This window comes from Kitasatospora sp. NPDC059160 (assembly GCF_042755465.1).
Taxonomy (GTDB): Bacteria; Actinomycetota; Actinomycetes; order Streptomycetales; family Streptomycetaceae; genus Kitasatospora.
Genome location: NZ_JBHZCN010000046.1, coordinates 1 through 12,582, shown reverse-complemented (window position 1 = coordinate 12,582; position 12,582 = coordinate 1). Strand labels below are relative to the sequence as shown.

At 75.2% G+C, this 12,582-nt stretch carries 10 protein-coding genes; 6 read left to right on the top strand and 4 right to left on the bottom strand.

Going from position 1 to position 12,582, the window contains the following annotated elements:
* Nucleotides 1–19: 19 nt before the first annotated feature.
* On the bottom strand, nt 20–1,330 hold the full coding sequence (locus ACFXOZ_RS20745) for an MFS transporter (RefSeq protein ID WP_380527099.1): 1,311 nt from the start codon (nt 1,328–1,330) through the stop codon (nt 20–22).
* A 308-nt stretch (nt 1,331–1,638) separates the two neighbouring features.
* Here ACFXOZ_RS20745 and ACFXOZ_RS20740 point away from each other — a divergent pair, with 308 nt between their 5' ends.
* Complete coding sequence (locus ACFXOZ_RS20740; protein WP_380591885.1) at nt 1,639–3,015, top strand: histidine-type phosphatase; 1,377 nt, start codon at nt 1,639–1,641, stop codon at nt 3,013–3,015.
* 72 nt (nt 3,016–3,087) lie between these two features.
* Here the strand turns inward: ACFXOZ_RS20740 and ACFXOZ_RS20735 are convergent, their stop codons facing one another.
* Nucleotides 3,088–4,506, bottom strand: a complete 1,419-nt coding sequence (locus ACFXOZ_RS20735; RefSeq protein WP_380591883.1) for a DUF4190 domain-containing protein — start codon at nt 4,504–4,506, stop codon at nt 3,088–3,090.
* A gap of 431 nt (nt 4,507–4,937) precedes the next feature.
* On the opposite strand from ACFXOZ_RS20735, the gene ACFXOZ_RS20730 reads away from it, so the two are divergent.
* The gene (locus ACFXOZ_RS20730) at nt 4,938–6,050 is read left to right on the top strand and encodes an ABC transporter substrate-binding protein (protein WP_380527094.1); all 1,113 of its coding nucleotides are present in this window, start codon (nt 4,938–4,940) and stop codon (nt 6,048–6,050) included.
* A gap of 78 nt (nt 6,051–6,128) precedes the next feature.
* On the opposite strand, the gene ACFXOZ_RS20725 is transcribed toward ACFXOZ_RS20730, so the two are convergent.
* Complete coding sequence (locus ACFXOZ_RS20725) at nt 6,129–7,406, bottom strand: lipase (RefSeq protein ID WP_380527093.1); 1,278 nt, start codon at nt 7,404–7,406, stop codon at nt 6,129–6,131.
* Between the two features lie 255 nt (nt 7,407–7,661).
* Between ACFXOZ_RS20725 and ACFXOZ_RS20720 the strand changes: the two genes are divergently transcribed.
* Nucleotides 7,662–8,105: a hypothetical protein gene (locus ACFXOZ_RS20720; RefSeq protein WP_380408260.1), complete on the top strand. Its 444-nt coding sequence runs from the start codon at nt 7,662–7,664 to the stop codon at nt 8,103–8,105.
* Nucleotides 8,106–8,199: 94 nt separating this feature from the next.
* Here the strand turns inward: ACFXOZ_RS20720 and ACFXOZ_RS20715 are convergent, their stop codons facing one another.
* Nucleotides 8,200–8,640, bottom strand: coding sequence for a VOC family protein (locus ACFXOZ_RS20715; RefSeq protein ID WP_380527091.1), 441 nt, complete (start codon nt 8,638–8,640; stop codon nt 8,200–8,202).
* Nucleotides 8,641–8,801: 161 nt separating this feature from the next.
* On the opposite strand from ACFXOZ_RS20715, the gene ACFXOZ_RS20710 reads away from it, so the two are divergent.
* The 3 genes from ACFXOZ_RS20710 to ACFXOZ_RS20700 all read left to right on the top strand — a co-directional run bounded on the left by ACFXOZ_RS20710 (nt 8,802) and on the right by ACFXOZ_RS20700 (nt 12,476).
* Nucleotides 8,802–10,379: an alpha/beta fold hydrolase gene (locus ACFXOZ_RS20710; protein WP_380527089.1), complete on the top strand. Its 1,578-nt coding sequence runs from the start codon at nt 8,802–8,804 to the stop codon at nt 10,377–10,379.
* A gap of 82 nt (nt 10,380–10,461) precedes the next feature.
* The gene (locus tag ACFXOZ_RS20705; RefSeq protein WP_380408237.1) at nt 10,462–11,163 is read left to right on the top strand and encodes a response regulator transcription factor; all 702 of its coding nucleotides are present in this window, start codon (nt 10,462–10,464) and stop codon (nt 11,161–11,163) included.
* Nucleotides 11,163–12,476 (top strand): ATP-binding protein, encoded by a 1,314-nt coding sequence (locus ACFXOZ_RS20700; protein ID WP_380527087.1) that lies wholly within the window; start codon nt 11,163–11,165, stop codon nt 12,474–12,476. The genes ACFXOZ_RS20705 and ACFXOZ_RS20700 overlap by 1 nt, the downstream gene beginning before the upstream one ends.
* Nucleotides 12,477–12,582 lie beyond the last annotated feature (106 nt).

Genomic DNA, 12,582 nt, shown 5'->3' with positions numbered 1-12,582 from the left:
CGTGGCCGGGTGGTGCGGGTCAGCGCTTCCGGGCCCGGCCGACCAGGACCAGGAAGCCGAGCGCCAGCACGATCGGGACGGCGTGCGAGACGCCGACCACGGTCAGCGGGCTGAGCAGGGCCAGCAGCGATCCGCTCAGCAGCATCCCGGTGCCCATGCCGACGTTCTCGGCGGAGGCGAGCAACCCGAAGGCCTGGCCGCGCCGTTCGTCGGTGAGCGCCTGGATCCGGGTGGTGTACGAGATCTCGGTGAAGCCGTCGCCGAGCCCCGCGCCGATCGCCACCAGGAGGAACAGCGGGGTCGGCAGTCCGGTGAAGACCAGGATGAAGCAGCCGGACATCAGGCAGGTCCCCAGGGCGAAGGCGCGCTCGCCCGGTTCGATGCCCCGGCGCAGCATGAGCCGGGAGACCAGTTGTTGGGCACCGAGGTTGCCGACCGCCCAGGTGGCCCAGAACATGCCCAGCAGCGCGGCCGGGTTGCCGGGGTCGTGCTGGTTGGCGAAGACCGGCAGGCTGATGTTGTGCGCGGCGGAGCCGAAGGCGTCCAGCAGTCGGATCGCCGCCATCGCACCGACCACGGGGGCCGCGCGCAGCACCACCAGCGCCTGCCACCGGCTGCCGAATCGTTTCGCCTTGCCGCCGTCGGCAGCCCTGTCGGGCTCGGTGTCGGCGGTGGTACCGGTCGCGGCCGCGCCGGCGGCCTGTCCGGCCGCCTGCTCGGCGGGTTCGGCCCGGGTGCGCAACGGCAGCCTGAGCACCACGGCGGCGAACACCACGAAGCTCGACGCGTCGATCAGCAGTGCCGCACGGAACCCGGCCCACGCCACCACCACACCGGCGGAGGCGAAGCCGAGCACCATGGCGGCCGAACGGCAGCTCGCCATCAGGCTGTTGGCGCGGGCCCGGCGCTCGGCGCCGACCATCTCCGGGATGCTGGTGCGCAGCGCGACGGCGCACACCGCGGCCGCGCCGCCGAAGACCAGCGCGAGCGGGTAGAGCACCGGGATCCGCGCGGACGCCGGGGCGAGGGCCACCACGACCAGCGCCACCGCCTGGGCGAGGGCACAGCCCGTCATCAGCCGCCGCCGGTCGACCCGGGCGACGAGCCGCCCGCTGACCAGTCCACCGGCGAAACCGCCGGTCAGACGCAGGATGAGGTACCCGGCCGTGCCGAGCGCGTTCCCGGCCGCCTCGTAGGCGAACAGGCTCAGCGCCACCAGGTCGAGCTGGCTCCCGTAGGTGGAGAGCGCGTCGCCCAGCGCCAGCCGGTAGAACACCCGGGGCAGCTTCTCGGTGGTCTGGAGCGGTACTTGCTGTGCGGTGTCCGGCACCGGTCCCCCAGGAAGGCCGCGTCGGTCGGCTCAGTGTGACATTGCACCGCAATCTAGAAGCCGCCCGGCCGGAGATCAAGAGCTTGATCGTCCACTGTCCGAAAGATCGTGAGTTCGGCCGACTCGGGGTCATCATTCCGGCCAGGGTGGCGATTTGCCGTCGGTGACACGTCAACTCGCGTTCACATGCGCATGACAGCATGCGCGCGGCCGAAGGCCCTGACCACCTGACCGGGGCTACTCGACCCGACCTGACCTGACCCGACCAGACCTGAGCCGACCCGACCGCTCCGACCCGGAGGACCGCAGTGAAGCGCACCCCCGCCCTCTCCGCCGCCCTGGCCCTCGCCCTGGCCCTCGGCGTCCTGTCCACCGCGGGCACGGCGTCCGCCCACGACCGCTCCGGCGCCGACGCCGACACCGCCCGGCACGGCCGCTACGGGACCAAGACCCCCTACCGGCCGCAGGGCGATCCGGACCGCTACCAGCAGCCCCCTCACGGCTTCCGCCCGGTCTTCACCGAGAACGTCGCCCGCCACGGCTCCCGGGCCATGACCGGCAGCGAGGACGGCGACGCCGTGCTCGCCGTCCTCGCCGAGGCGGAACGGCAGGACGCCCTCACCGACCTCGGGGCCCGACTCGCCCCGCAGGTACGGTCGTTGCTGGCCTCCGCCGCCACCCTCGGCTACGGGAACCTCTCCGCCCTGGGAGCCCGGGAGCACCGGCAGACGGCGCTGCGCCTGGAGCAGCGGCTGCCGTCCCTGTTCCGGACGATCGTCGCCGACCGGGAGCCCGTCCTGGTGGAGACCTCCGGCGTCCCGCGCGCGGTGGCCAGCGCCGACGCCTTCACCGCGGGCCTGACCGCCGGCGACCCCGGCCTGACGGGCCTGATCGGGGCCCCGGTGACCGACACGGACCTGCTGTACTTCCACAAGCAGCCGCAGAACGCCGACTACCGCGCGTACCTGGCGAACGACCCCGACCTCGCCGCGGTCCTCGCCCGGAACGAGGCCGATCCGCGCACCGCCGAAGCGGCCCGGCACGCCCTCTCCCGCCTGTTCCGGGCGGACTTCGTCACGGCGCTGCCCGTCGACGAGCAGCTCTCCTTCGCCCGCTCGCTGTACGAGCTGTACAGCGCGGCTCCCGATCTCGCCGTGGAGGCGCCCTCGGTCGACCTCTCCCGCTACCTCACCGCCCACGACGCCCGGTGGTTGGGCTACCTCGACGACGCGGAGGAGTTCTACCAGAAGGGCCCCGCGTTCAGCGGACGCACCATCACCTACCGGATGGCCGGCGTCCTCCTCGACGACCTCCTCGCCCAGGCCGGGGCCAGGGCCGACGGCCGCAACCACAACGGCGCGGTGCTGCGCTTCACCCACGCCGAGGAGATCGAGCCGCTCGCCGCCCTGATGGGCCTGCCCGGCAGCACCGAGGGCGCCGATCCCGAACAGCCGTACAGCTACCGGAACAACCCGTGGCGCGGCGCCGAGGTGGTGCCGATGGCCGCGAACATCCAGTGGGACCTCTACGAGAACGCGCCCTCCGACGGCGGCCCGGCCGACCACCTGGTCCGGATGCTCTACAACGAGGAGGAGATCGCCTTCAAGCCCTCCTGCCGGCCGATCGCCGAGGGCAGCCACTACTACCGGCTGGACGAGCTCCGGCGCTGCCTCGCACACGACTGACCCCCGGCCCCTGGAGGCCAGGGGTCGGGGGTCAGGGGTCTCGGTATGTCGGAGCCGGAGCCGGAACCCGGGTCAGTTCGGGGAGCCGGTCCAGGTCACGGACTTCATGCCCTGCCCGCTGCCGTAGTAGGTGAACTGGACGGAGAACGGGTCGGCCGCGGCGTTCGGCAGCGCGTACGCCGACACCCCCGTGGCCTCCGCGCCCGGAGCCAGCGAGTCGCCGATGAACTTCATCCGGCCGCTGCCGTCGATCAGCGCGGTGACCAGGCCCCCGTTGGCGTCCTTGACGGTGGGCAGCCCCGATCCGACGAGCGAGACGTCCTTGGAGCCGGTGTTGGTGACGGTGATCCGTATCTGGATGATCGTGCTGTTCTTCGGCGCGGGGAACACGGTCTCGTTCGGCACGTACGGCTGCGGCGCGGCCATCGTGACCTTCAACCCGTCGGCGTAGGTGTAGGACTGGCCGAAGCCCAGGTGCCGGGCCTTCTCGTCGGCGGCCCGCGCCTGCTGCTCCTCCTCGAACTTCTTCTTCGCGGCGTCGAGCCTCTCCTTGGCCTTCGCCGCCCGGTCGGCGGCGGCCCGGTCGTCGGCCTCGGAGCGGAGCCGGGCGGCGTGCGCCTCGGCCTTCTCGTCCTCCTGCACGGAGTTCAGCGCCACCGCGAAGACCACCCCGCCGCCGACCGACAACAGCAGGCCGGTGACGCCCAGGATGACGCCCGCCAGGGCCACCCCCCGGTTGGTCGCCTCGCCCTTGCGCACGTACCCCAGGCCGATGATGCCGAAGATCAGCGCGAGCAGGGCCGGCAGCCAGGAGAGCCAGAACAGCACGACGACCAGGCCGAGGACGGTGCCGACGATCCCGAGCACCATGCCCGCGGTGCCCAGGCCGTTGCGCGGCTGGGGCGGGACCACCGGGTAGCCCTGCCAGTACGGCGCGCCCGGGTACGCACCGGGCGCACCGGCCGGGCCCTGGCCCGGGGCCGGATACGCGGCCGGGTACGCGGCCGGGGCGGGGGGCGGGGTCGGGGCCGCCTCCGGAGGAGCGAACGGCGACGGGCCTCCTACGGCAGCGGGAGCACCGACCGGCACGGGCGCGACAGGCGCCGCAGGCGCCGCGTCGGCGGGCACGGGCGCGGAATCGGGCTCGGCGGCGGGGCCCTCCGCCTCGGCCTCGGCCTCAGCCTTGGCCTCAGCATCGGCGGGCGCGGGCTCAGCGGCCTTGGCGAGCGAGACGGCATCGGCGGGCGCAGGCGTGGCGGCCTCGGCGAGCGGGACGACGTCGACGGCGGCCTCGGCATCGGCGGGCGCGGGCTCAGCGGCGGGGCCCTTCGCCTCGCCCTGGGCGTCGACCTGAGCCTCACTCAGGGCCTCGCTCTGAGTGTCTGCCTGCTCCGGAGCCTCGCCCTGCCCCGGGGTCAGCGGCGTCCCCGGGTCGGCGCCGGCGGGCGCCGCCCCCGGCTGCGGGCTGTCGGGCGGGACAGGAACGGTCATACGGGATCCTTCGGGAACGTCGGGACGGTGAGCGGCTTTCCGCCCCGGGCCGAGGTCCCTCCGCAGTTCCCCCCGCACCGACGGCCCGACCTCCGCGATGCGCGTACCGGTCCGGGCCGGACCCGGGCGTCGGCATCCCGGTGGGGAGCGCGGCAGGGTCGGCGACTGATCAACATACAGGTGCCCGGTGACAGCCTCGACACCGCGGGTGCCGTCACCGCCCGGGACCGGCCGCCCTGCTTCGTCTGCGACTGACCACGGCCGGTTTCGCGCGGGTCACGCGCAGCACCTCGGCGAAAAACCGGTTGCCCGCCACCCCCCGGGCCGGGTGCAATGTCCGGCATGATCACACAGGTGCGCCTCCCGGCCCCGCCGGTCGGCGGTCCGGAGGAGCGCCTGTCACCGGACCGTCAGGCGGGAGACGCCGGCCCATGAGTACGCCATCTTCGTCGGCCGGCGCGGAGCGCGCCGACGGTCCGTCGGTGCCGATCGGCGCCCTCGTCCCGCTGAGTCGCCCGGGGTGGGTCGAGGCCGGCCGGCAGCTGCTCGCCGGGCTGGAGACCGCCGTCCGGGACGTCAACGACGCGGGCGGGATCGCCGGCCGGCCGCTGGACCTGCTGGTCCGGGACACGGCGGCCGATCCGCAGCGGGCCGCGGCGGCGGTGGAGGAGCTGGCGGGCCTGGGCGTGGTGGCCCTGACCGGGGAGTACCACAGCGTGGTCGCCCGGGCGGTGGCCGCGCGGGCGGAGGCGCTCGGTGTGCCGTACCTCTGCTCCTCGGCCGTCCTGGACGCGCTCACCGACGGGCCGACGGACGGGGTCGCCCGGCTCTGCCCGGCGCAGTCGAACGGCTGGCGGATCTACGCGGAGTTCCTCCTCGACGCGGGCCACCGCCGGATCGCCGTGGCGGCCCAGCAGAGCGTCTACTGGGCCGCCGGGGCCCGTGTCCTGCGCGAGCGCCTGGCTCCGCACGGCGGCACCGTCGTCGAGCTGGACGCCGCCGCGCTCTCCCCCGCCGAGCTGTGCGGGGAGCTCGCCCGGCACGGCGCGACGGCCCTGTTGCTGCTGGTCGGCCACCCCGAGCCGGCCGTGCCGATCGTCCGGGCCGTCCGCCGTGACCGGCGCCTCGCCGGGGTCCTGATCGGTGCCCCGGCGGGGCAGCCGGAGTTCCCGCAGTGGCGGGCGCTGCTGGGCGAGGAGGGCGCGGCCGTCCCGTTCCTGCGCTACCTGCCCGAGCGGCTGGGCGCCACCGGCGAGCGCGTCGCGGCGGCCGTGCGGGAGCGGCTGGGCGAGGCGCCGTCCTTCGTGGCCTTCGAGGGCTACGACGCCGTGACCGTCCTCGCCGAGGTGCTGCGTTCCGCCGGTGCGGACCGGGAGCGCGTCGCCGCGGCCTGGCCGCGGGTCGACGTCGCGGGCACCCGGGGGCGGATCCGGTTCACCCGGGTGCCCGGCAGCGGCGTGTGGCAGTGGGCGTGGCCGCCGGTCCAGGTGGTCGACCGGGATCCGGCGGCGCCCGACCGGTTCCGGGTCCTGCGCTCCGGCTGAGCGGGCGGGGGCCGTGCCAACGGCGGCCGCGCCACGATCAGCCGCACCACGATCAGCCGTGGCGCGGCCCGCACCCGCTCAGCCGAGGGCGCTGAACCAGCGCACGATGTCGGCCGTGGCGGCCACGTTGGAGCCCAGGTGGCGGGAGCCCGCGAAGTCCGGGGTGCCGAGGTCGATGACCTCCGGGTCCGCGCCGTGCGCGCGCAGCGCGGCCGCGCAGTGGTCGGTGTTGGCGTCGGCGGCCTGCTCGTCGGCCTCGGCCGCGTAGAGCCGCACGGGGGCTCGCGGCGCCCAGTCGCAGGTGCCGTCGGCCACCCGGAGCGCCGCGGCGAAGCGGCCGGCCGGGTGGCGCAGCATCGCGAGGGCGCGCGGGGTGAGCAGTTCGCCGATGGTGCCCGGCGTGCCCGCGAACAGCTCCGGGCCGGTGTGCGAGCCGTCGAACAGCGCCTCGACGGTACGGTCGTACGGCTCCTGGAACACCTCGCCCGGGGAGTCGTAGAGGTGGTGCAGCCGGTTCCAGGCGACGAGCAGGTACGCGGCGTACAGCGCGCTCGACTTGGGCTCCAGGGAGCCGTCGAGCAGGGCCGGCAGCTCGGCCTCCCGGAAGGCGTAGCCGCCGCTGACCGGGGCGAGGGCTCGGAGGCGGAACCAGCGGTCGTCGCCGTCCTGGAGGGCGCGGGCGAGGCTCGTCGCGGCCGAGGCGCCCTGGGAGAAGCCGGTGACCAGGACGTCGTGGCCGAGGGTGCGGCCGGTGCGCGGGGCGAAGGCGCGGGCCGCCCGGAGCATGTCCAGGGAAGCGGTGGTCTCGGACGGCACGTCCATCCAGGGGTGGGTGCCGGGGCCGGTGCCCAGGCCCAGGTAGTCCGGGGCGACGGCGGCGAACCCGGCGGAGGCGTAGGTGAGGGCGGGCGAGGTCACGAACCCGGGCTTGGCCGTGGTGGAGGGGGCGTCGCCGCGGTAACTGGCGGTGCCGTGGGTGAACGAGACCGTCCGCAGCTGGTGTTCGCCACCGCGCGGGAGCACCAGTAGGCCGCTGGCGGTGGTCGGCCGGCCCTGCGGGTCGACGGTCCGGTACTCCAGGCGGTAGGTGTCCACGCCGTAGCGGACGGCGCCCGCGTCGTACTTGGCAGCGGTCAGGGCGGTGGCGACGGCGTCCTTGCTGTCGAGGGTGCCGGTCAGCCGGGCGGAGACCAGTCGACCGCGCTCGCCGTGGTCCGACCGGTCCCACCGGTCCGTCGGGGCCGCCGACGCGACCCCCGCCGTCACGGTCGTGGTGGCCAGGGCTGCCAGCGCCAGCACGGTGCCGGCCCGGAGTCGGACGGAGCGTGATCTGCCCTTCGGGCGTAGGGAGTTCATGCCGCCGACGGTACGGTCGGTCGCCCTCGAACCGCAGTCCGGCCAGCGGGTGTGTCCGTCCTGGGGTTGTCCCCACCACGGCTCGGCGGAGGCAGGAGTCCCGACGGATCGTTTTCGGTCAGTTGTGAAGATCCTGCGATCCTGATCTTTCAGGGACCTGATCACCGCCGCTAGGGTGCGGCGCAGCCTCGCACTTCCCCCTCCCGCCCCGCCCCCGACAGCGGCGCGGGGACGACCGATCGGACCGGTGACACCGTGACCAGGACCCTCCGCCAGCTGACCACCCGCCTGGGACGGGCGGCCGCAGCGATCGCCGTGCTCGCCGCCGCCTTCACCGGCACCGCGGCGGCCGGCACCGCCTCCGCCACGGGCGGCTGGAGCTGCTCCGGCGCGCCCGTGCCCAGCGGCTACGTCATCACCATGTACAACGCGAGCGGCTGCAACAACCACGGCGCGTGGTTCCAGCAGCCCGCCCAGAACCGCCTGTGGACCTGCTCGGGCTCGCCGATCGTCTCCGGCTACGTGCTGACCAACTACAACCCGCAGGGCTGCAGCGGCGTCGGCGCCTGGTTCCACGAGCAGGTCCGCAACGGCATCTGGACCTGCCCCTACTCGCCGATCCCGGCCGGCTACCGCAGCACCACCTACGACGCCCGCGGCTGCAACGGCCTCGGCGCCTGGCTCACCATCAAGGCCTGACCGGACCGGCGCGCGGGCCGGGCCGGGCCGACGACCACCGGCCCGGCCCGCGGCGCTCCCCCGTCGGACCGCACGCCCCGTGGCACGCCCCGGCTCAGCCCGTGGCCGGGCCCGCCGCCACGCAGAACTCGTTGCCCTCCGGGTCGGCCATCACCACGTGGTGCCCGTCGGCCTCCGCCAACACCCGCCCGCCCGCCGCCGCCAGCCGCGCGGCCTCCGCGGTGACCCGGGCCCAGCGCTCGGCCGGACCGCCGTGGCCCGGCACCCGGATGTCGATGTGCAGCCGGTTCTTCGCCCGCTTCGGCTCGGGCACTCGGAGGATGGACAGCCGGGGACCGACCCCCTGCGGGTCGCAGAGCCAGGCGCCGTCGTCCGCCGAGTCGTCCTCCGGCAGGTCGAACTGGGCGAGCCACTCCGCGCGCGTGCGGAACGGGGGCGGTGGCGGCTCGTCCACGTACCCCAGGGCCGTCCGCCAGAACGCGGCGAGGAGCTGCGCGTCCGCGCAGTCGAGGGTCAGATCGATCCGGGCTGCCATGACCAGGACCGTACCGCCCCGCTCCGACATCCGCGTCCGGGCCCGGTCGCCACGGCCGGTGAGAGTTCTTACACGCCTTTGTCATCGCTCTGCCGAACGCCTGACGCGCCCCAGGCAAGGTCGTTCCCACACCGACCGCAGGACGCCAGGAGGGCACCGCGATGACCGCGATCACGCACACCACCCCGACCACCCCGACCACCACCCCGAAGCGGGCCCGCCGGGGCGGCCTGGCCGCCGCCGCGCTGGCCGTCCTCGCCACGGCGCTCCCGATCGGCGCCCTCCCCTCCCCCGCCCAGGCGGCGCCCGCCGGCGCCGAGGGCCGGCCCGCCTGGTGCCCGACCGTCCCCGGGCACCGGGTCGACTGCACCACGATGCGCCGCCCGCTGGTCGCCGACGAGCCCGGCCTGGGCACCATCGGCGTCAGCCACGCCGTGGTGCGCCACAGCCGCCCCGGCCCGGCCCTGGGCACCATCGCGCTCAACCCGGGCGGCCCCGGCGAGACCATGATCGACCGCGCCGGGCAGGTGAGCACGGCACTCCAGGGAGTGCTGGACGACTACGACCTGCTCCTGCTGGACCCGCGCGGCACCGGCCGCTCCGGCCGGCTGCCCTGCGACGTCACCGAGGCCGAGTACCGCTGGGCCCCGCGGGCCGACCAGCGCGAGCTGGTCGCCGACTGCGCCGAGGAGCTCGGCCCGCGCGCCCGCGGCTACACCAGCGCCGCCACCGCCGACGACCTCGACGCGGCCCGCGAGCGCCTGGGCGCCCCCAAGCTGGTCCTGTACGGCCTCTCGTACGGCACCTACCTGATGCCGGTCTACGCCGACCGCCACCCCGAGCGGGTCGACCGGATGGTGCTGTCCGGCGCCTACCCCCTCGCCTTCGACTCGCTGGCCCGCCCCGGCGCCCAGCAGGTGTCGCTGACGCTGCGCCGGATCTGCGAGCGCAGCGGCTCCTGCGACCCGGACACCGTGGTGCACGACCTCGCCGCCGTCACCGAGCGGCTGCGCACCCGCCCGCTCAAGGTGGCCGCCACGGTCGACGGCCGCAAGCGCACCGTGGCGTTCACCGAGGACAAGCTCGCCAACCTGATGTACGAGCCCGCCACCCGCGGCATCGGCCTGCACCCCGGCGAGCCCGGCCTGCTCGGCGCCCTGCCCGCCGCCCTGCACGCCCTCGCCGCCGGCGACGAGGCGCCGCTGACCGCCCTGGTGCGCGGCCAGATCGAGGGCACCGGCACCGAGGACCAGGCCTCCTTCCTGGCCGTCACCTGCAACGACTACGCCCGTGCCTGGGACCAGGACGCCCCGGTCGCGGAGCGCCGCCGCCAGTACCGCGCCGCCCTGGCCGCCACCGACCCGGCCGACTTCGGGGCGTTCAGCGCCAAGGGCTGGGCCGAGGGGCAGACCGACGGCGGGGACAACTGCCTGAACTGGCCGCGCCGGGGCACCGCCCGCCCGCAGCCGACCGACCTGCGGAACGTGCCCGACGTCCCCGTCCTGGTGCTCTCCGGGGACCTCGACACCAACACCCCCGAGCTCAACTCCCGCCGTGCGGCCGCCCAGTTCAAGCACAGCGCGTTCGTCTCGGTGCCCAACAGCGGACACGTCCCGGAGATGGAGTCCACCGGCTGCACCCTGGAGATCGCCGGCCGCTTCATCCGCACCGGCGAGGTCGGCGACACCTCCTGCCTGGCGGGCGTCCCGCCGGTGCCGGTCGTCCCCGTCCCGCGCTGACCCGGCTCCGAGCCGCCCACGGACCGCCCCCGACCGCCCCCCGGCCGCCATGACCACGCCCGCCACCAGCGAAGATGACGCCATGACAGATCCCACCGCCGCCCGGCGCACCGTCCTGGTCGTCGAGGACGACCCCGGCGTCCGCAACACCCTCGACCACCTGCTCCGCTTCGAGGGCTACCGGGTGCTCACCACCGCCGACGGCCAGGAGGCCCTGGAGCTCCTGGAACACCGGCGCCCCGACCTCGCGGTGGTGGACGTGGTCATGCCCCGGCTCGACGGCCTCGCGCTGTGCCGGATGCTGCGCCGGCGCGGCGACCGGCTGCCCGTCCTGGTCCTCACCGCCCGCCACCAGCTCGGCGACCGGGTCGCCGGGCTGGACGCGGGCGCCGACGACTACCTCGCCAAGCCCTTCGCCACCGAGGAACTGCTGGCCCGGATACGCGCCCTGCTGCGCCGCACCGAGCCGGTCGGCGCCGAGAGCGCCGACCTCGGCCTGGACGACCTCGCCCTGGACCCGGCCGCCCGCCGGGCCCACCGCGGCGGCCGCCCGCTCGACCTCACCAAGACCGAGTTCGACCTGCTGGAGCTGCTGCTGCGCAACCAGGGCACCGTGCTGACCCGGTACCAGATCTACGAGCGGATCTGGGGCTACGACTTCGACACCGACTCCCGCTCGCTCGACGTGTACGTCGGCTACCTGCGCCGCAAGACCGAGGAGCACGGCGCACCCCGGCTGATCCACACCGTGCGCAACGTCGGCTACACCGCCCGGACCGCCTGATGCTGCGCGCCAGGATCGGCCTGGTCGTCCTCGCCTCCGTGCTGCTCGCGATCGCCGTGCCGGTCGTCGCCGCCTACCGCGGCGTCACCACCCTGGTCGCCGACCAGCTCGACCTGAGCCTGGCGGACCGGGCCGACACCGTGCTCGCCGCCGTGGACCTCGACCGTGTCCCGATCGCCCGGCCCGACACCGTCGAACAGCTGCTGGCCCCCGACGGCACCGCCCGCCCGCTCACCCCGGGCGCGGCGGCGCTGCCGGTCTCGGACCGGGCCCGCGAGGTGGCCCGCACCGGGCAGGGCTCCCACCAGGAGGACGTCGAGATCGACGGCACTCCGTACGGCCTGCTCACCAAGGCCCGCTCCGACGGGCGGGGCGCGGTGACGGTCGGCCAGACCTACGCCGGGGTGACGGCCGTCGACGAGGCCTTCCTGCTGCGGATCACCTGGACCAGTGTCGCCGCCGCGGTCGGCTCCGCGCTGCTCAGCTGGCTCGTGCTGGGCCGCATCCTGCGCCCGGTGCGGCGGCTGGCCCACGCCGCCGAGCACATCACCACCACCCGCGACCTGACCACCCCGCTGCCCGCCGCCGGACGTGACGAGGTCGGCCGCCTCACCCGCGCCTTCGACGCGATGGTGGGCGCGCTGCGGCGCTCCCGGGAGCAGCAGCAGCGCCTGGTGCAGGACGCCAGCCACGAGCTGCGCACCCCGCTGACCTCGGTGCGCGGCTGCGCCGAACTCCTCCAGCGGGCCCGCGGCCGGCTCGCCCCCGCGGACGAGGAGCAGATCCTCGGCACCCTGGTCACCGAGACCGTCGCACTGGACGAACTCGTGCGCGAGCTGGTCGAGTTGGCCACCGACCAGTGGACGGCGGAGGACCCGGAGCCAGTCGACCTGCCGGCCGCCGCCGAGGACAGCGCCCGCCGCTTCCGCCGCCGCACCGGCCGGGAGATCACCGTCACCACCGACGGGCCGGTGCCGGTGCTGGCCCGCCCGCGCGCGCTCCAGCGCTGCGTGGACAACCTGGTCGGCAACGCCGTCAAGTTCAGCCCGGACGGCACCCCGGTGGAGATCCGGGTCACCGGCGGCCGGCTGGCCGTGCGCGACCAGGGGCCGGGCATCGCCCCGGGCGACCGGCAGGCCGTGTTCGAGCGCTTCTACCGCGCGGCGGGTACCCAGTCCACCCCGGGCTCGGGGCTGGGCCTGGCCATCGTCCACGACCTGGTCGCCGCCGACCACGGCTCGGTGTTCGCCACGGCCGCCCCCTCCGGCGGCGCCGAGGTCGGCTTCCGGCTGCCCCCGGCGCCCGGCGGGTGAGGGGCTAGGTTCTGTCCGGCGGATCATGTGACTTCTCCATGCCGGGCTCGTTGTGCCCGGCATGGGGCGGGGTGATCTGACGAACGACGAATGGAGCCGGCTGGCA

What these genes read in the sequence shown, in the direction of transcription:
- ACFXOZ_RS20735 (WP_380591883.1), bottom strand. Translation starts at nt 4,506, where the DNA reads ATGACCGTTCCTGTCCCGCCCGACAGCCCGCAGCCGGGGGCGGCGCCC.
- ACFXOZ_RS20725 (WP_380527093.1), bottom strand. Translation starts at nt 7,406, where the DNA reads ATGAACTCCCTACGCCCGAAGGGCAGATCACGCTCCGTCCGACTCCGG.
- ACFXOZ_RS20715 (WP_380527091.1), bottom strand. Translation starts at nt 8,640, where the DNA reads ATGGCAGCCCGGATCGATCTGACCCTCGACTGCGCGGACGCGCAGCTC.
- ACFXOZ_RS20705 (WP_380408237.1), top strand. Translation starts at nt 10,462, where the DNA reads ATGACAGATCCCACCGCCGCCCGGCGCACCGTCCTGGTCGTCGAGGAC.
- ACFXOZ_RS20700 (WP_380527087.1), top strand. Translation starts at nt 11,163, where the DNA reads ATGCTGCGCGCCAGGATCGGCCTGGTCGTCCTCGCCTCCGTGCTGCTC.
- ACFXOZ_RS20710 (WP_380527089.1), top strand. Translation starts at nt 8,802, where the DNA reads ATGACCGCGATCACGCACACCACCCCGACCACCCCGACCACCACCCCG.
- ACFXOZ_RS20730 (WP_380527094.1), top strand. Translation starts at nt 4,938, where the DNA reads ATGAGTACGCCATCTTCGTCGGCCGGCGCGGAGCGCGCCGACGGTCCG.